Below are 18,988 nucleotides of genomic sequence, written 5' to 3' on the forward strand. Positions count from 1 at the left end.
TCCACCTGTAAAATGGTTGCTGAATTATAGCTCTTTAGCTTGTTTTCGCCAGCATGAATTACTCTGCTGCCAGGGATAATGATGGCACGCTCTACATTACGTCTTAGTCGGCACCATAACATTAAGTATGAACAACTTTTTCCCAGGAATTTTCGTAAAAATAGCGGTACTTACCCTCCCCGCTTCGGCAGCGGAAAATTCACTGCTTCGACATTCACGGTTTGGTGATTAATCCTGTCGATATCCACGGAACTCTGCCCGTTTTCATTGATGGCATGAACATTAGCGAGGGAAAGCAGCGTGTCCTGGCGGGCCATAAATTGACCACGGACATCTTTACGCAAATCGAAATGCATTTTTAACGCCGGGCCAATCGCTGAAGTTTGCATCACGTTGATATTACGCAGAAAGAGGTGCTGCGGTTGATTATGCAGTTCCAGCGTAGCACGCGTCATCCGTACATTGGTGATGGCGACAAAAGAGGGGGTGTTGCCGGAGGAAATTTGAATGCCGCGTAATTTATAAGCAACCTGGCGATTATCCAACCGAATAGCGTTTAATTTAAAGTTTTGCGGAATTGACAGGTATTTTCCTTTAACGACGCCATAGCCGATGAGCATCCCGGCACTATTCGTCATATCAATATTATCAATGACGAAATTATCACAGCCATAAATTGCGATCGTTGCGTTATCAATACCCGCCTTTTTACTGAAATCGGGCGTGATGTTTTTGGCTTTGACATTGCGAATGACGAAATGTTTGCCATTTTCTACGTGCACAAGCTGTCGGCAATCAGATCCGGTAATATTGGCCACCACAAAGTTTTTTACTGCCTGGTCTTCAGGATAACTGTTGTCATAGGTGCTACCCGCCAGCCCGATGCCGATCCCCCAGTTGATTTTGCCATTGGTACAATCAATGCGTTCGATGACATGATCGGAAATCAGGATGTCGCGGTCGTGAATCGCGACATTCCACTCAATGGCGTCCCCCTGTAAATCGCTAAAGCGGCTATGCGTAATCCGCGCGCCATCCATTTGGTTATGAAATCCCTGGCGGAGAATGGCGTAGTTGGCGTGGGTAACGGTGATGTCATCGATAATGAGATTACGCATCACCTGCGGTTCCTTACCGCCGATGAAAATTTGCGCGACGGGGCCAAAGCCGCTCATCGTCACGCCTTTAATCACACAGTCCGACCCGCGAACATCCAGCGTCACATTGTGCAGACTGCCGCCCTGCTCCCCCACCACCTGACACCCGTCCTGCAAAATAAACCGTCCCCGGCCATTCCCACGCACCGCGCCCTGTACCCGCAGCGTTTTTCCCGCCGGAATCGTTATCGCCGCATTGATATTTTCACACACCCATCCTGGCGGCACGACCACGGTCTGTCCGTCGGCGAAGGCCTGTTTGAACGAGGCGATACCGTCATCCGCCGGATAATCCTTAATATCGACGGTCTCGCGAGGTTCACGCGCCTGTACCGGCAAGGCGCGCAGAAAAGGAAGAACAGCAAGCGCAGAACCTGCCGTCAGGAGAGTACGTCGGGAGAATTTAGTCGCGGGCATACCACCTCGTTTATATCGTTTGTAGCAGGCTGGCTAACTGGCGATTAATCGCTTGCTGATTAAAATCTTGCGCCACTTTTTCACGGGCGCGCGTGATCACCGACTCCAGCGTGTCGTGGTCAATCCGGCTGAACTCAGCGAGTCGGGCCGCCAGCGCCTGCGCATCGTTTTCCGGCACCAGCCAGCCGGATTTGCCGGCCTCCACCAGTTCCGGAATACCGCTATGCACGGTAGATACCACGGGAATCCCTACCGCCATCGCCTCCATCAGCGCTACCGGAATACCTTCCATATCGCCATCCGTACCGGTAATCGACGGCAGCAAAAAAACATCGGCGTCATCCAGCATCGCCTTCACTTCATGGCTCGGTTTAAACCCCGGCATCTCAATGACATCCTCTAGCTGATACTGCTCGATGAGCGTGCGCAGCCGACGTTCCCACGGGCCAATCCCCAGAATGCGGTAGCGAAACGCCACGCCCTGTGCTTTCAGTTGCCGACAGGCTTCAATCGCCACATGCAGGCCTTTTTTTTCTGTCAGGCGCGCGACGGAAATCATCTCCAGCGGCATCCCTGGCGCTTTCACCGGACGATGGGTAAAACGCGTCATGTCGACGCCCATGCGCGAAACGGCAATCTTTTCCGGCGGACAGCCCATACTTTTCAGGCGACCGGCCCACAGTTCGCTGATGGGCAGCATCAGATCGCCACGACGAAACAACTGCTGATACTCCGGCGTGTAATGACTGAGCACTTCGCGGCTGGAAATATCAATCCCGTGGAAAATAGTCGCGATTTTGCCGCGAAGCACGCCCAGTTCGCGTAGTTTGGCCGCCGTCACGCCCGCCGGACCAAAGTGTGCGATAAACACATCCGCCACAAAAGGGTGGCTCACCTGCGCGCAAATCGCGGAAAGGATCAAATTGCGTGATTCATCGCCATAGCGGGTAAAATTGAGCGCTTTCCAGGTCGCCACCCGATGCAGCCCCGGCAGCGTTTTACATGCCCGGTAGCGCAGTTTCGCCAGCCGTCCCTGGGGCTCATCCTGTAACCAGCGGGTTTTCGCCGCCAGGCCATACTTCTCCCAGGCGGCGTGAGTATGTTGGGTATCGCCTTTTTGTAACGCGACAATCTCCACCTCATGGCCCATATCAATAAACGCAGTAATCTGATTCAGCACAAAGGTTTCCGATGAGAGTGGAAATTTCAGCAGAAAAAAGCTGACTTTCATTGCGCCTCCCGAATTCTGTCGAGAACAGATTTGATCATCGTGAACCCTTTCGCCCGCTCCTCGGTGACGGCGTTAGCCACTTTTGCCTTTAGCGCAGGCAATTGATTGAGCGTATCGGCCACCACGCTTTGTAATGAACCGTTCAGCAAGTGACGGATATCGATGGCCAATTCCGCCAGGCCTAGCTGCTGCATAATCCCGGCGGATTTATGTTCATAATTAATGGCGATAGCGGGTGTGCCAAAATTCATGGAGATAATGGCGGAATGCAGGCGCGTCCCGATGGTCAGTACGCAGGAGGCGAGGATCTTTCCGATTTCCACGTCATTGAGTTCGTCCATCGCGATATGGAAATGTTCTGAGTCGTTTACATACTTCGCCATCCGTAACGCAACCATCCGGTCATCGCGGTTATAGCGATCAATACTGGTGCAGGTCGACAGCGCCAGTACCTGATAACCGTCCGCAATCAGGCGATTCACGACCTGGGCAAATGCCTGCTCATAGGCCTGCTGAGTGGTGCCCAGGCGTTTATCAAACGGCTCCAGATCGCGCAACGTAATCGCGACGGTTTTGCGGCGCGCGGTGACGTCCAGCCAGTGCTGCACAGCATAACTGGCGACAAACTCGTCGTGACGGCGTTCGACTAACCAGGCGGTATCCACCCCCTGCTCCACTTTCCGGGTATCGATCTGCGCGGCGGTCATTAGATCGCGGCTGACGGTTTCACGCAGGATCAGCGCACTGGTGCGTCCAAAAACATAATTGGCAAGCTGGTTAAAGTCAGGATTCTGGAAAGGGCCGACGCTATGTCCCACCATATAAATTGGTTTGTTCGCCATAAACGCGCACAGCGGATATTCAAAGTGAGTCAAACCGTATAAGTCGACATAGTTTGAACCGCCCACCTGAATGACGGCGTCATACTGCGCAATAAATTGCGCGAATTCGGCAAATTCCGGCGCGATAGCAAAATTACGCAGCGATCCTTCCTGGGCGACTTTAGACAATAAAATTTTATGCTGAAAACGACGGCGTAATACTTTTTTCACCCGACCGTTAAGCCCTGCCGCCGCCTGCTGTTTCTGGCTTAACTGATACAGCGGGTCGGCAATAATCGGGCGCCCCTGCAACCAGGCGGAACTCACCGGGAAACGGCTCATCACATCCATCTCCGCCTCTGGTGCCTGTTGACGGATGGCATCAAGCAAACCGCGCATAATGGCGCTATCACCACGGTTGCCGCATGTGTGGTTGCCTAAAATTAATAATTTCATAAATAGCCTCTTATATCCCCGTCATCCGACACGTAATAACTTTTTCATTTTTGCACTGCCAACAAGCTGATTTTTAATTTCCATCACCAGCGCATTGCGTGAAAAAATAATCATTAAAATAAAACTCAAAATACCGACTACAACCTGTAGTGCGAATACCCCTGACAACGGTAAATAGCCGTCGACCAGCTTTCCTGCGCCGTAGCTGGTAATAAATGTTGGCAATGAGAGATAAAACGGTAGCCACAGGCTGAGAATATACTGACGATAGCTGGAGCCGAGTACTGGCTTAATCATCACGAAATAGCTCAGAATGGTGTTGATGATTTGCACCACCAGGAACCCCAGCGTCACGCCAATCGCCCCCGCCAAATGGCCGCCAATGAGAATTGCCGGGATAAACAGAAACGTTTTAAAGACGTTGAATTTAAAGCTGATATCCACGCGCGCTTTCGCCATCAGCAGCGAACCAATCGGGTTGCCGACCGAGCGCAACAGCCCCACCACGCACAGCAATTGCAGGATCGGGATAATGCTGTTCCACTTCTCGCCAAACACTAACGGCACAAAATTGTTCGCCACTACCATCAGGCCCAACAGCGCGGGAAAATTGATAATTCCCACCACGGAAAGCAACTTATAGAAGTTGACGCGCAGCTTCTCGGTATCGTCCTGGATTTTGGCGAATGCCGGAAATAGCACGCGAGTAATGATGGGATTAAGCTTCGCCGGCGGCACAACCGCCACGTTGTACGCGAGGTTATATCCCCCGGCGACGCTTGCGCCGAGAATTCTCGCCAGTACCAGCGTCGATAAATTCGTGTTGATGTAATTGACGATACTGTCCGCCGTCAGCCACGCGCCAAAACGCAGGTTCGTGGACACCGATGCCAGCGAAAAATGCAGCCCCGGACGGTAAATCTTGCGGCCAAAGTAACCAAACAGCAGCGTTCGCACCGCACTGTTCACCAGATAGCCGAGAATCGCGGTTAACGCCAGCGGCCAGTAATGGGCGCTAATCACCGTAAAGGTGAACCCCGCCAGCACGGAGGTCGTTTCGATCATGCCGATCTTATTGAACTCCAGCTCTTTTTGCATCAGCGCACGGAACTGCTGCCCGTGAGGGATCACGATAAACGCCAGCGACAACGTTTTGATTAACGGCGCGAGATCCGGGTTATGCAAAACATGGGCAATCGCATCGCTCAGCCAAAAGACCACCGCAAATACCACAATCCCAAGCCCAACGTTTAGCCAGTAAAGCGTGGTCAGCTCCAGATGCCCAATCGTTTTACGCTGGATAATCGAGTTCGCGATGCCAAAGTCCGAGATCGTGTCGGCCAGCGCGATAATCACCAGCGATACGGTCAACAGGCCAAACTGGTGGTTGTCGATGATCCGCGCCAGCACCGTCATCTGAATTAACCCCAGACCGATAATCACTATCGTGGCGATAGCCGACCATTTAGCGCCGCTGATCGTTTTTTGTCGTAAACTCATTCTTTTCTCCAGAACCTGTTCACAAGGCGTCATTGGCGCAGCCAGATTGAGCACTGCCCTGGTGCAATATGGCAAGTAAAATAGCCTTGTGGGTCAGGTTCTTAATACGCCGCTTTATTAACAAACCCTTTAAAAATCGTCAGAAAAACGATTTTGATATCGAACCAAATACTCCATTCGCGGATGTATTCCAGGTCGAATTCCACGCGTTTTTCCATTTTCTCCAGCGTATCGGTCTCACCGCGCCAGCCATTAATTTGCGCCCAGCCGGTGATGCCCGGCTTCATCTTGTGGCGTAGCATGTAACCTTCAATCAACTGACGATACTGTTCGTTATGCGCCACCGCGTGCGGGCGAGGACCGACGATGGACATCCCGCCGGTTAATACGTTGATAAACTGCGGCAATTCATCCAGCGAGGTACGACGCAAAAAGTTACCTACCCGGGTGACGCGCGGATCGTTTTGCGTCGCCTGGGTAACGACCTTATCGTTCTCCATCACCTTCATTGAGCGGAACTTCCAGACTTTGATCGGCTTGCCGTCCATCCCGTAGCGCGTCTGACGGAAAATCACCGGCCCGGGCGAGCTCAATTTGACCGCCAGCGCAATGCAGCACAGTACCGGTGAGATGAGCAGCAGAATCAGCGACGCCAGCACGATATCCTCTGCCCGTTTAAGCAGACGGTTAATCCCTGACAGCGGCGTGTCATACAGCGGAACAACCGGAACGCCGCTCATCTCCTCCACGCGCGAGTGGAGAATATTAAAGGTGAACACATCGGGAATAAGGATCACCGAGCAGGTGGTGTCGGCCAGCTCGCGCACCAGTTTTTTCACCATGGCGCCGTCGCTCATTGACATGGCGATATAAACATTGTGAATTCGCGAGGCTTTCGCATCGTCAATTAACTGCTCGAAGTTCCCGGCCCAGTCAGCAGAGACGCCGCCCGGTTTAGGATCGTGATAGACGCCCACCACCTCAAAACCCAGCCACGGCTCATTACGGAAGCTATCCAGCAACGCCTGGCCCGCAGGCAAATCTCCGGCGACGGCGACCCGGCGAGTGTTATAACCACAATTGCGTAGCCAGCCCGCGCCGAAACGAATAAATGAACGGCATAACACTAAGCCCAGGCTGGACAGCGCATACCAGGCCAGCCAGGTGGCGAGGCGGTTGTCAAAGTCATCATTAAACGCCACCAGACCGGCGCTGAAGATCAGGCTCAGCGTCCAGTTTTGCAGTAACAGCGTTAACTCTGTCGACATTTTGACGCCGCGCCAGGAGCGATAAAAATCGGTTATCCCGCCCAGCATTTGAAAAACAACCAGCGTAATCAGCGCCACCAACAGGTGCATGTACAGGAATGGCAGTCCACTGACTTCACAGATGAACCACAGCCCGCCAAACATGATGGTGATATCTGAAAAGCGTTGCACCATAGAGATTAACGATGCATTGGTTTTGGCTCGTTCGCGCTTTTTTAGATTTGTCATCGTTGTTCCTGTGATTGGCCCCTTACCCGCAGGCGGTAAGGGGAGATCTGACGTTACTGATTCAGCAGCGCCAGCAGAGTGCGTGTTCGCGCTTCCATCAGCGGAATATCGCCGCGTGATTCCACATTCAGGCGCACCACCGGTTCGGTGTTCGACGAGCGCAGGTTGAAACGCCAGTCCGGGAACGACATGCTGAGGCCGTCCGTGCGGTCCACCGCCTGCGCCTCTTCCGCGAAGTGCGCTTCCACCCGCGCGATGGCCGCCGCCGGCTCCGCCAGCCTGCTGTTGATTTCCCCGCTCGCCGGAAACGCCGCCATCCGGTCGCGGACCAGCTCACCCAGCGACTGTCCCTTCAGGCACACCAGCTCCGCCACCAGCAGCCACGGGATCATCCCGCTGTCGCAGTAGGCAAAATCACGAAAATAGTGATGCGCGCTCATTTCCCCGCCATAAATGGCATCCTCCGTACGCATCCGCTCCTTGATAAAGGCGTGCCCGGTTTTTGACATCACCGGCGTCCCGCCCGCCGCCGTCACCACTGCCTCCGTGTTCCAGGTCAGGCGCGGGTCGTGGATAATCTTCGCCCCCGGGTGTTTTTCCAGAAATGCTTCCGCCAGCAGCCCGACGATGTAGTACCCCTCGATAAACTGCCCTTTCTCATCGAACAGGAAACAGCGGTCGAAGTCGCCGTCAAAGGCGATACCCATGTCCGCCCCGTGTTCAATAACGGCGTTGCGGGTGTCGTCGCGACACTCCGGCAGCAACGGGTTGGGAATGCCGTTCGGGAAGGTGCCGTCCGGGGTGTTGTGGATTTTGATGAACTCCACCGGCGCGCCCAGCGCCTTCAGGCGCGCTTCGATGGCGTCAATGACCGGCCCCGCCGCGCCGTTGCCGGCGTTAAACACCAGCTTCAGCGGGGTGAGATTGTTAACACTGATATAGCCGAGCAGGTGGTCGATGTAGGCGTCGCGCAGGCTGATTTGTCTGTAGCTGCCGCGCGCGGCCTCGTTCACCGGCGGGAAGTCGCCCGCTTCCGCCAGACGCTGAACGTCGCGCAGACCGGTGTCGCCGCTTATCGGGCGGGCGCCCTCGCGTACCAGCTTCATGCCGTTGTAGTCCATCGGATTATGGCTGGCGGTCACCTCAATACCGCCGTCCACGCCGAGGTGGAAGGTGGCGAAGTAAATCTCTTCGGTGCCGGACATACCGATATCCAGCACGTCAACGCCCGCGTCCTGTAACCCTTTCGCCAGCGCCAGCTTCAGCGCCTCGCTGGTCAGACGCACGTCGCCGCCCAGCACGATGGTTTTCGGTTTTAAATATTCGCCGTAAGCGCGGCCAATCCGCCACGCGATATCTTCATTGAGCTCTTCGCCCAGCCTGCCGCGAATGTCGTAGGCCTTGAAACAGGTTAATTTTGTCATGTGCTTCCCCTTCTTCAGGCAACAGTTAGCCCTGACCGTAAATGGCCAGCATCGTTATTGTTATTCATTGCCGGATGGCGCGTTGCGCTTACCGGGCATAATTGCAGGCGTCAGACCCGCCCGTAACGATCCTCGAACCGCACCACGTCGTCCTCTTCGAGATACGAGCCGGAACGCACTTCAATTAAATCGAGCGGTATTTTTCCCGGATTTTCCAGGCAGTGGGTCGCCCCCAGCGGAATATAGATGGACTCGTTTTCACCGAGCAGCTTAACCTCGCCGTTGATGGTGACTCTGGCGGTCCCCGCCACCACCACCCAGTGCTCGGCGCGGTGATGGTGCATCTGCACCGACAGTCCTTCCCCCGGCTTGACGGTAATGCGCTTCACCTGATAGCGCTCGCCCGCGTCGATGGAGTCGTATTTGCCCCACGGACGGTAAACCTCGCGGTGCATGTGGTGCTCATGGCGTCCGTCGGCCTTGATCTTCTCCACCACCTTTTTCACGTCCTGCACCGCGTGGCGATCGGCAATCAGCACGGCGTCTTTGGTCTGCACCACCACCAGATCCTTCACGCCGACGGTGGTCACCAGGCCGGATTCGGCGTAAACGTAGCTGTTTTCCGTTTTATGGCTGATGACGTCGCCGTGGTGGACGTTTCCCTCCGGGGTGTGGGCGCTGATTTCCCACAGCGAGGACCACGAGCCGACATCGCTCCAGCCCGCGTCCATTGGCATCACCACCGCGTCCGCCGTTCGCTCCATCACCGCGTAGTCAATGGACTCTTCCGGACAGGCGAGGAAGGCCTCTTCATCCACGCGAATGAAGTCAAGATCCGGATCGACGCCGCGCATCGCCTGTTCACAGGCGGCCAGAATATCGGGGCGGAACTTTTTCAGCTCTTCCAGATAGCGTCCGGCGCGGAACAGAAACATGCCGCTGTTCCAGTAGTAATCGCCGCTGGCGACGTAGGCCTGGGCGGTTTCCAGCCCCGGCTTCTCAACGAACTGCGCCACCTCAAAAGCCACCGCATCCGTCGCGCCCGGCACGACATCACCGCGCCGGATATAGCCATAGCCGGTTTCCGGCAGATCCGGCACGATACCGAAGGTCACCAGTTTGCCCGCGTCAGCATAGGGCATGGCGCCGCGCACCGCGTCGCGGAAGGCCTCTTCATTGGCGATCGCATGATCCGCCGCCAGTACCAGCATCAGCGGATCGCAGTCCGTATGCTGGCGCGTCGCTGCCAGCGCCGCCAGCGCAATCGCCGGCGCGGTATTGCGCCCGGCGGGCTCAAGAATAATGTTCTCCGTCAGCTTATTGAGCTGGCGGAGCTGTTCGGCAACGATAAAGCGGTGCTGTTCGTTGCAGATAACCACCGGGCTTTCGCACTCCACGCCGTTCAGACGGCAAATGGTGGTTTGCAGCATGGTGAGATCGCCTTTCAGGCACAAAAACTGTTTTGGATAAAGCACGCGAGAAAGCGGCCACAATCGGCTACCGGAGCCACCGGCCATCACAACCGGGTAAAGTTTTGTCTGACGCATTATCATCCCCGAATATCTGCAATAAATTGGCGTAGCACGTTCTCTTTATTGAGCGTGCGTTCGGCGTATTCACGTGCCGTCGTGTTGTTTTTCGGCATGGCGAGCGCCTGGCTAATCCCGTCGACCAGCGCGTCGGTCGACTCCGGCTCCACGCAAACGGCGATGCCCGGATAGCGCGCGCAAAGTTGCCCTAATTCGGTGTGCGGCTCAGCGGTAATCACCGCATTACCGCCGACCGCCAGAATGTTAGTCAGCTTGGAGGGCAGTACCGCATCCGCTGCACCGCGCTTTTGCACCACCAGATGGCAGTCGCCCATTTTCAGCAGCGCGGGTAAGGCGTCGTAAGGCTGCAGCGGGAGGAATTTAATATTTGCCAGGCCGCGTTCGCGGGCCATGTTCTCCAGCCGCGCCTTGCCGCCCCCCTGGCCGACAATCGCAAAAATCAACGGTCGATCGCGTAATCGTTCCGCGGCGTCAATTACCTTTTCCAGCCCTTGCTTTTCGCCGATATTGCCGGAATAGAGCACAATTTTTTTGCCCTCTGGCAAGCCAAGCTGCTGACGCAAAGCCGTCACGTCAGCGTCATTAACGTCCTGAAAGCGCGCCACTTCCGACCAGTTCGGAAAAAAGAGGATTTTTTCCGCCGCGACGCCCTTTTCCCGCGCTTTATTCATCATGGAGCGAGAGATGGTCGAAACATTATCAACGTTACGCAGCGCGCTGCGTTCAAAGGCCGTCGCTAACCGCGCTACGCTGCCGCGCTTGCCTTTTCCCGCCATTCCTAAGCCGAGCATGGCGTCCACTTCGTAATCCTGAATATGCAGAACGGTACGCGCGCCGGAGAGTGTCGCCAGCAGGCGCATTCCCGGCGTACAAAAGAGCGTCGGTACAACGCCGATAATCCGATCCGGCTTCCAGCGACGCTGCGCCATCAGTGGGAAAAAACTGCTCAATGCAAAGCTCCACAGATGAAGTAGTCGTTTTAGGGTGGAGGGCTGTTTCGGCACATACAGCGGGCAACGCCAGACGGTAGCCTCGCCCTCTTCCCGGCGATAGCGCCAGGCGGAATAGCGCTCGCCGACCTTCCACTGCGGGTAGTACGGCGGCGCAGTAATGACCCGCACCTCATGGCCTTCCTGCGCCATCCACGCCACCATTTCACCGGTATATTTGCCGATACCGGTCAGTTCCGGCGAATAGTTAATGCCATAGACCAGGATCTTCATAGGCCCACCGCCGGCGCGTCAGGAGAGAAGTAGGCCCGACTGTTCTCATGAACATTATCGCTTGCCAGCAGCTGTTCCGGCGTCAGCCAGCGGTAACTGCCATGCTGGGTCTCAGGCAGGCGTAAATCGCTCTCCGCCACGCGCAGACGAAAGCCGAGCACGATGTAGTGAGTTGAAAAATCCTCACCGGAAAAGTTGTCGTCATAGAAGTGCTGCCAGACGCCATAAAACGTCCCTGCCGCCAGCGGCAGACGCACGCCCAGTTCCGCCTGCGTCAGGCGTGCAAAGGCGCCCTCCAGCGTTTCGTCTTTGCACACCCGCCCCCCCGGCACAAACCAGTAGCCCTGCGCCGGACGGTTGAGACGCTGGCCCAGTAAAATTTCCCCCTGGCCGTTTTCCACAATGAAATCGAGGGAGATGAGGGGCGTGGTCCGCACCACGGCGGCGAAATCTTCCTGACGTAAAAACATTGTCACCCCCGGAACCGTTGCTGATTCTCAAGGAACCACTGGTAAGTACCGGCAAGCCCTGCCTCCAGTGAAATTTCGTGATACCAGCCAAGCTGATGCAGGCGCGTGACGTCGAGCAATTTACGCGGCGTGCCGTCCGGCTTCGCGGCGTCGAACACCACCCGGCCCTGGTAACCCACCACCTTTGCGATGGTCTGCGCCAGTTCGCGGATGGTGCAGTCCACGCCAGTGCCGACGTTAATGTGCGACAGCATCGGGGCAGTGTTCTCCTGCCACACTTCGCGCGCCAGCTCCATCACGTGAATACTGGCCGCCGCCATATCGTCAACGTGCAGAAATTCACGCATCGGCGTGCCGCTGCCCCACACCACCACCTCCGGCGCGTGGCTCTGCGCGGCCTCATGAAAGCGGCGCAGCAGCGCCGGGATCACATGTGAATTGTCCGGATGGAAATTGTCATGCGGGCCGTACAGGTTGGTTGGCATCACCGAACGGTAGTCGCGACCGTACTGCCGGTTGTAGGACTCGCACAGTTTAATCCCGGCGATCTTGGCGATGGCATACGGCTCGTTGGTCGGCTCCAGCGTCCCCTGCAGCAGCTCGCTTTCCGCCATCGGCTGCCTTGCCAGTTTCGGATAGATACAGGACGAACCGAGAAACAGCAGTTTGTTCACGTTGTGCAGGTGCGCGGCGTGAATAATGTTGCTCTCTATCATCATGTTTTCATAAATAAAATCCGCCGGATACGTGTTGTTGGCGACAATGCCGCCCACTTTCGCCGCCGCCAGATAAACCTGGTCGATACCCGCCCCGGCAAAGAACGCCTGTACCGCACGCCCGTCGAGCAGATCCAGCTCATCGCGGGTGCGCAGCACCAGTTCCACGTCGCCGCGCTGCGCAAGCTGCCGTACAATGGCGGAGCCCACCATTCCGCGATGGCCCGCCACAAAAATTCGTTGCTTATTCATTCTCAGGACTCCAGCGCGATGGCCACCTCGTAACCGTGAGATTTCAGCAGTGAGTGTTTTTTCGCGGCCTCCAGATCGTTCGCCACCATCTCGGAGACCATCTCCGAAAGGGTGATTTCCGGTTTCCAGCCCAGTTTCTCATGCGCTTTGGACGGGTCGCCCAGCAGGGTTTCCACTTCCGCCGGACGGAAATAACGCGGATCAACGGCCACAATCACATCCCCCGGTTTCACGCCCGGCGCATCGTGTCCGGTAACGGATACCACAATCCCTTTCTCATTAATGCCTTCGCCTTCAAAGCGCAATTTTATCCCCAGCTGCGCCGCCGCCAGCTCCACAAACTGGCGTACGGAATACTGCACGCCGGTGGCAATCACGAAATCTTCCGGCTGCTCCTGCTGTAACATCATCCACTGCATCCGCACGTAATCTTTCGCATGACCCCAGTCGCGCAGCGAGTCCATGTTGCCGAGATACAGGCAGGACTCCAGTCCCTGCGCGATATTGGCGATGGCGCGGGTGATCTTACGGGTGACGAAGGTTTCGCCGCGACGCGGGGACTCGTGGTTAAACAGAATGCCGTTACAGGCGTAAATACCGTAGGATTCACGGTAGTTGACGGTGATCCAGTAGGCGTACAGTTTCGCCACCGCATAGGGGGAACGCGGGTAGAACGGCGTGGTCTCTTTCTGCGGGATCTCCTGCACCAGCCCGTACAGTTCAGAGGTGGAGGCCTGGTAGAACCGCGTTTTCTTTTCAAGACCGAGGAAGCGGATCGCCTCCAGCAGGCGCAGCGTGCCCATCGCATCCACATCGGCGGTATATTCCGGCGACTCAAACGACACCGCCACATGGCTCATCGCGCCCAGGTTGTAGACCTCATCCGGCTGCACTTCCTGTAAAATGCGGGTCAGGTTGGAGGCGTCGGTCAGGTCGCCATAATGCAGATGAAATTTCGGGTTGCAGCTGTGCGGATCCTGATAAATATGGTCCACGCGCTCGGTATTAAACGATGACGCGCGGCGCTTGATACCATGCACCTCATACCCTTTTTCCAGCAGAAATTCTGCCAGGTAAGACCCATCCTGTCCGGTTACGCCAGTAATGAGAGCGACTTTTGACATTTTCATTTCCTCAAATAGTCCCGTTAGGGAGTAACTTTCTGAACGCGCTGGCGCGTTACCACTGCGGGATTGCCCCGACAAATCGCATTTGCCGGTAATGATTTAAATACGCTGCTGCGCGCGCCGACGACGGTGCCATGACCTATCGTCACGCCGGGCGCGACAAAAACATCGGTCGCCAGCCAACATTTTTCGCCAATAACAATCGGCGCGGCGTTAATATCGAAATGAGCGCTGGTATAATCATGGCTACCGGTACACAAATACCCTTTTTGTGAAATAACCGCATGTGCGCCAATATTAATTTCACCCAACGTATATAACACAGCGTCGTCGCCTACCCAGGCATAATCGCCGACGGTTAATTTCCACGGATAGGTAATTTTTACTGACGGTCGAATAACCACATTCTTTCCAATTTTGGCGCCAAACAGACGCAGCAAAAAGGCTCGCCAGCGATACAATATTTGCGGCGACCCGGCGAATAATGTCGCCTGTACCGCCCACCATAATTGTACTTTTAGCGCATTAGCGCCGCGGAACCCTTTCGGCACCGTAAAGCCGCTAAGATCCTGCATAATAACTCCCGGTGATTAGACTTTGTTATACCGCGCTTTTGTTTTACCCGTCGTTTTCAGACGTAATAAATAGGATAATTGCGCCCAAAACCCTGGCACACGTAATATTTTTCGCTGTACGTTTTTTGCATCCTGACATAATTCCAGATTATTCGAGGTTGACACGCCGCCCATCGAAAATTCAGATACCAGTCCGTTAATTCGCCGAAAAGGATAGCCTGCTTTATAGAGACGGGCCGCCAGCGCATAATCTGAAGAGACATGATATTGCAGATCATAAGGATACTTTTTTAACGCTGCCGTCGGGAAAAATATCGCCTGATGGCTGGCTGGCAAACTATGGTAGATATAATACCCGGGTTTAGCCTTCCGGCGTATTTTATGCCCGCCGCCGAAATCCAGCAGCGCGTCGCCAATATACATCGCCTCGCCCTTTTGCCGCGCCAGTTGGCGGACAAACAGCGCGGCATCATCATGGAACGCATCCCCGGAATTAAGAAACAGGGTATAGCGCCCCTGCGCCAGCGCAATGCCTTTGTTCATGGCATCATAAATACCGCGATCCTTTTCACTGATAAAACGCAGGTTAAACTCACCGTGACGTTTTTGCAGAAATTCGCGCGTGCCGTCCTCCGAACCGCCATCCACTACGATCCATTCAAATGACAGACCCGGATCGCGCGCCAGATTGCGCAGCGAGCGCCAGGTTTTTACCACCCCTTCGTAATTGCGAAAGGCGACGGTAACGACGCTTAAAAACATGCCACCACCCCGTTATGAAATTTTTAACGCCTTGCGCAAAATGAACGGACAGACGATTAAAAAAGCATATTCCGGGCTAAATATTGAACCGGTAAAAAACAGCGACACCGGCGTAAAAAGATAGAGCTGTACCCGAAAATTGCGATTATCGCCAAACGCATTTAGCGCCATTTTTAAAACTTTCCCCATATACCACAGCGTCATTAGCACTGCGAACCAGGAAAAATAAATAATCAGCAGATACAATCCATTGTCTATGGTTTTCCCGACATCCGCACCGTTAAAGATTCCGAATGATGCGACATATTCATAAAGTGAGCCAAATCTGACTACACCATCAATATGGGTCAAGGAATATCCGACCATGACTAACGGGCCCACAATACGATAATAAGAAGATGAGCCTTCCGTCCCTAAATCGCCAAGTCGTGTCGCGATATAAGGAAATGCAATAATTACCCCAACCAAAAACAGGGTTAATGAGACCAGCGCCAGTGGAAGTTTTTTCTTTATCGCATCCTTATTCAAATATTGGAACGCCCACTCCAGAAGGTAAAACAGGATAAAGGTCATTACCCCTGAAAATGATCCTGATAATATTATCCCTGCCAGAATCATAGCATCGCTTTTCGGTGTTTTGATACCAAACTGTTTGATGCTCAGCCAAATTGAGATTAGTGCCAAAGCGAAAAATGCCGGTTCAAAATAAAGCGCAGTGGTACGCTTACCGCCAAATTTTATGAAGTTCAGTACGTAGCTATTACTGTAAATGAGATATTTCGAAATTCCTTCCATAATACTGCTGCCGCCAGTAAGGATAATTTGCGCCATCTCAACCGCGGCGAGCGCGACCACTATACCCACCACCAGATAAAAAAAACGCAAAATCTTTCGGTGGTTATGCGCGGAAATGGTTTTGAATCGGATACTCCAGACCATCCCGATAATGACCACAATATAGACAAACAGCATCGTGGACGTGACATATTTACCGGCATTCAGCGACTGGCCGAACAGGAAGTTAAATGCTGTAAGCCCCGCGCCGATGCCTAAGGCGATCATTAATTTTTTTACGCTAATGCGTTCCACAAATAACAGCAGCAACAGCGGTAAAAAAGTGACGATGGTAATGGGAAAGCTTTCCCCCAGTTGGGCAATCTTGACATTGACCAGTAGGTAGATCAGCGGCAGCAGCAGATAGCTACAGATTCTGATAGAACGAGACATACTCCTCCAGCATCTGTTGACCGCTGTACGCGACGCGGCTACGCATACGAAAGGCGTCCAGCGTTGCGCCGAATACCGCCTGAGCAATCTCTGGCTTACGCCGCTGCGCCAGGCGCAGTACATCTGTAGCGGCAAAAGTCTGGCCGCCGGATTTCGCCAGCACCTCCTGCGCCGCCTCGCTGTGGGTAGCGAGCACCGGTACGCCGATCGAGAGCGCTTCACACAAGATCAGCGGATAGTTATCGACCCGCGAGCTAAAGACCAGCGCATCCATCTCATTGAGCGCGCTCATTAATTTACGCTTATCGGTTTCAAAACCGTGATTAACAACGTTTTGGCCGGTAAAAGGCGAAAATTTACCAAAGGTATGCAGTTCAATTTTTTCGCCCAGCGCCATCATGTCGTGTACCAGACGCTGGTCAGTTTTGCCGTCATAACGCAAGTCATGCGCCACAATGGCGATCCGCGGTTTGCCCGGATTCAGCGGCACAGGTGATAGCTGCGCGAGAATCGCCTCGGTCGCCAGATCGATACCGTTGTTAATAATCTGGCAGCGCCCCGCGCCATAAACGCTGTTAAAGGCCTCGGCCACGTGCTGGCTCGGCGAAATAAACTGGCAGCCCAGCCGCAGCATGTCACGAAAGCGCTGACGTTTGCCGTCAATAAGCTGGTGCGCCCGATCCACCCTGACCGGCGGATAATTGCTTAGGGTCGGGCATTTTTGGCAGCCGCTTTTCCAGCCCTCGCAACCGTCGGTGAAGGCGCAACGCCCGGTAACGCTCCAGTGATCGTGCAACGTCCAGACCAGCGTGACGTCTGGTTTTTGCGCTTTGACTTTTTCGCAAAACGTCACGATGTCCGCCAGGTTTAGCCAGTAACTGTGGAGAACATGAAAATGCAGCACCAGCGGGCCGGATGTCTGGATAACCGTGCGGTAAAGATTGTCGAGATTGCCAAACAGATCGCGATTCAGGAAACGAAACAGCGCGATATTAGCGATTGCCGTGCCGCGCGGCGTCTGTTTTATCACCTGCGGATAACGGTGGTGGCTGACGCTTTTTTTTCCGCCTTTGCCATAACCGTAGACAAAACGTGACGTCAGCCCTTTTTGCAGCGCCCGCAGATGGAGATCCAACGCCACTCCCGCCGCGCCGCCTTCCGCCAGCCGTACATTAAATTGCAGAATATTCATGTGCTGACCTTCACCCGTGCTTTTTCTCCCACCACCAGCGCATGGTCCGGAATACTGTCAAGCACCACGCTACCCGCGCCAATCGTGACGTGATTACCGATAGTAATATCGCCAAGCAGGATGACATTCGCCCCCAGCTCAACGCCGTGACCAATCACCGGACAAGCCAGGCTGTCCGCGCCGCGATTGCCAATGGTGACGCCGTGGCGAATGGTAAAATCGTCGCCGGCGACGACATGTTTGTTGATCACTACCGCGTAACCATGATGGATAGTGAACCGCCGACCAATGGTCGCGGCGGCCTGGATTTCATATCCGAACAGGCATTCCGTGATCACGCGATACAGCACCAGCACCGGCGCGGCCCACAGATTATTCAGCACATTCTTTTTGCGCCAGACGGAACAAAAATGAGCGATACGGTAGGCCAGCACCATGCAACAGGGGCGTAAGCTCCAGCTATTCGCGCGTAAGTCTTCCAGCATCGTTATCGCCCCCGCAGCCCGGCCGCCAGGCGTTTGCTGTTACGCACGGAGAGCAACGTCAGCAACGTGCGCCAGGTCATTCGCTTATTGCGAATTTGGTACAGGGTAAAAAGCTGGTATTTTTTGCTGGCGCGATCGAATTTATCTTTGTGCTTACGATAAAAATGGAAATAGCCGGAGAACTTTTTCGGCGAAGAGGTAATCTGCATCTCGCCGTGGTTGATATGTAAAATTTGCGTCGCCTCTTCGACTTTCCACGGTTCGCCATACTCCACCACCATGCGCAGAAAAATGTCGTAGTCCTGCGCCGCCTTGAGTTCGGTATCGAACAAACACGCTTTAAAGCGCCAGGCCCAGGTAAAAACCTGATTGCCAATAATATTGCGCTTGTAGAACAAGCGGCGCGAATAAGGGGATTTCGGATACAGCGGCAGGCTGGCAGGCTGAGAGTAGACCTCGCCCTCGCACACATAGTCGTTGGCATACAAAAAGGCGTGCGTAGTCAACTGGTGTTTATGGGCCAGAAACACGCTCAGACGGTTTGGCGTCCATTCATCGTCATCATCAATACCGGTAATGTAGTGCCCTTGCGCCTGCATAATGGCCTGGTTGCGAACCGCGCAAGCGCCGGTATTCCTGGCGTTATGGGTATAACGGACGCGCGGGTCGTTCAGCTCCTCAACAAATTGTTGTAGCTGCTGATAAGATGAGGAGCAATCATCCACGATGATCATCTCCCAGTGACGGTAGTCCTGACGTAGTACTGATTTAATCGCCCGGATAGCCAACTGCTGCCTGTTCCAGGTTGGCATATAAATTGAGATCAGCGGATTGTCTGTTGTCATGCTTATTCCCCAGATAGTTTTGCCGCATGGCGCTACGCTTGTCCGGCCTACAGTCACAGGCC

17 protein-coding genes are annotated in these 18,988 nt (G+C 54.5%); all 17 read right to left on the reverse strand.

What is annotated here, in order from left to right; genetic code table 11:
• Positions 1–170: 170 nt before the first annotated feature.
• The 17 genes from wcaM to wcaA all read right to left on the reverse strand — a co-directional run bounded on the left by wcaM (position 171) and on the right by wcaA (position 18,926).
• Positions 171–1,574 (reverse strand): colanic acid biosynthesis protein WcaM, encoded by a 1,404-nt coding sequence (gene wcaM / locus ACLJQJ_RS09505; protein ID WP_063809120.1) that lies wholly within the window; start codon positions 1,572–1,574, stop codon positions 171–173.
• 10 nt (positions 1,575–1,584) lie between these two features.
• Positions 1,585–2,805 carry a colanic acid biosynthesis glycosyltransferase WcaL gene (wcaL, locus tag ACLJQJ_RS09510; protein ID WP_063809119.1) on the reverse strand — a complete coding sequence of 407 codons (1,221 nt, stop codon included), beginning with the start codon at positions 2,803–2,805 and terminating at the stop codon, positions 1,585–1,587.
• Positions 2,802–4,082, reverse strand: coding sequence for a colanic acid biosynthesis pyruvyl transferase WcaK (gene wcaK, locus ACLJQJ_RS09515; RefSeq protein WP_000770901.1), 1,281 nt, complete (start codon positions 4,080–4,082; stop codon positions 2,802–2,804). The genes wcaL and wcaK overlap by 4 nt, the downstream gene beginning before the upstream one ends.
• 21 nt (positions 4,083–4,103) lie before the next feature.
• Positions 4,104–5,582, reverse strand: coding sequence for a colanic acid undecaprenyl disphosphate flippase WzxC (gene wzxC / locus ACLJQJ_RS09520; protein ID WP_023139021.1), 1,479 nt, complete (start codon positions 5,580–5,582; stop codon positions 4,104–4,106).
• A gap of 101 nt (positions 5,583–5,683) precedes the next feature.
• Positions 5,684–7,078: an undecaprenyl-phosphate glucose phosphotransferase gene (gene wcaJ / locus ACLJQJ_RS09525; RefSeq protein WP_063809118.1), complete on the reverse strand. Its 1,395-nt coding sequence runs from the start codon at positions 7,076–7,078 to the stop codon at positions 5,684–5,686.
• A gap of 53 nt (positions 7,079–7,131) precedes the next feature.
• Positions 7,132–8,502: a colanic acid biosynthesis phosphomannomutase CpsG gene (gene cpsG, locus ACLJQJ_RS09530; protein WP_063809117.1), complete on the reverse strand. Its 1,371-nt coding sequence runs from the start codon at positions 8,500–8,502 to the stop codon at positions 7,132–7,134.
• Positions 8,503–8,612: 110 nt separating this feature from the next.
• The gene (gene cpsB / locus ACLJQJ_RS09535; protein ID WP_000605946.1) at positions 8,613–10,055 is read right to left on the reverse strand and encodes a mannose-1-phosphate guanyltransferase; all 1,443 of its coding nucleotides are present in this window, start codon (positions 10,053–10,055) and stop codon (positions 8,613–8,615) included.
• The gene (gene wcaI / locus ACLJQJ_RS09540; RefSeq protein WP_063809116.1) at positions 10,052–11,275 is read right to left on the reverse strand and encodes a colanic acid biosynthesis fucosyltransferase WcaI; all 1,224 of its coding nucleotides are present in this window, start codon (positions 11,273–11,275) and stop codon (positions 10,052–10,054) included. Before wcaI ends, cpsB begins: the two co-directional genes overlap by 4 nt.
• Positions 11,272–11,745, reverse strand: coding sequence for a GDP-mannose mannosyl hydrolase (locus tag ACLJQJ_RS09545; protein ID WP_063809115.1), 474 nt, complete (start codon positions 11,743–11,745; stop codon positions 11,272–11,274). The genes wcaI and ACLJQJ_RS09545 overlap by 4 nt, the downstream gene beginning before the upstream one ends.
• Positions 11,746–11,747: 2 nt before the next feature.
• On the reverse strand, positions 11,748–12,713 hold the full coding sequence (locus ACLJQJ_RS09550) for a GDP-L-fucose synthase family protein (RefSeq protein WP_001041701.1): 966 nt from the start codon (positions 12,711–12,713) through the stop codon (positions 11,748–11,750).
• A 2-nt stretch (positions 12,714–12,715) separates the two neighbouring features.
• Positions 12,716–13,837: a GDP-mannose 4,6-dehydratase gene (gene gmd, locus ACLJQJ_RS09555; RefSeq protein WP_000048160.1), complete on the reverse strand. Its 1,122-nt coding sequence runs from the start codon at positions 13,835–13,837 to the stop codon at positions 12,716–12,718.
• 23 nt (positions 13,838–13,860) lie between these two features.
• A complete protein-coding gene (gene wcaF, locus ACLJQJ_RS09560; protein WP_001153603.1) occupies positions 13,861–14,415 on the reverse strand; it encodes a colanic acid biosynthesis acetyltransferase WcaF in 555 nt (184 codons plus the stop codon).
• A 15-nt stretch (positions 14,416–14,430) separates the two neighbouring features.
• Entirely contained in the window at positions 14,431–15,177 is a 747-nt protein-coding gene (wcaE, locus tag ACLJQJ_RS09565) for a colanic acid biosynthesis glycosyltransferase WcaE (protein ID WP_000480132.1), read from the reverse strand.
• A 12-nt stretch (positions 15,178–15,189) separates the two neighbouring features.
• Positions 15,190–16,404, reverse strand: a complete 1,215-nt coding sequence (gene wcaD, locus ACLJQJ_RS09570) for a colanic acid polymerase WcaD (protein WP_000091392.1) — start codon at positions 16,402–16,404, stop codon at positions 15,190–15,192.
• The gene (wcaC, locus tag ACLJQJ_RS09575) at positions 16,379–17,596 is read right to left on the reverse strand and encodes a colanic acid biosynthesis glycosyltransferase WcaC (RefSeq protein WP_023138392.1); all 1,218 of its coding nucleotides are present in this window, start codon (positions 17,594–17,596) and stop codon (positions 16,379–16,381) included. Before wcaC ends, wcaD begins: the two co-directional genes overlap by 26 nt.
• Positions 17,593–18,081, reverse strand: a complete 489-nt coding sequence (wcaB, locus tag ACLJQJ_RS09580) for a colanic acid biosynthesis acetyltransferase WcaB (protein WP_000888724.1) — start codon at positions 18,079–18,081, stop codon at positions 17,593–17,595. The genes wcaC and wcaB overlap by 4 nt, the downstream gene beginning before the upstream one ends.
• Before the next feature lie 2 nt (positions 18,082–18,083).
• Positions 18,084–18,926 carry a colanic acid biosynthesis glycosyltransferase WcaA gene (gene wcaA, locus ACLJQJ_RS09585; RefSeq protein WP_000205695.1) on the reverse strand — a complete coding sequence of 281 codons (843 nt, stop codon included), beginning with the start codon at positions 18,924–18,926 and terminating at the stop codon, positions 18,084–18,086.
• Between the last annotated feature and the right edge of the window lie 62 nt (positions 18,927–18,988).

This window comes from Salmonella sp. SAL04202 (assembly GCF_046550775.1).
In the GTDB taxonomy this organism is placed as follows: Bacteria; Pseudomonadota; Gammaproteobacteria; order Enterobacterales; family Enterobacteriaceae; genus Salmonella; species Salmonella enterica.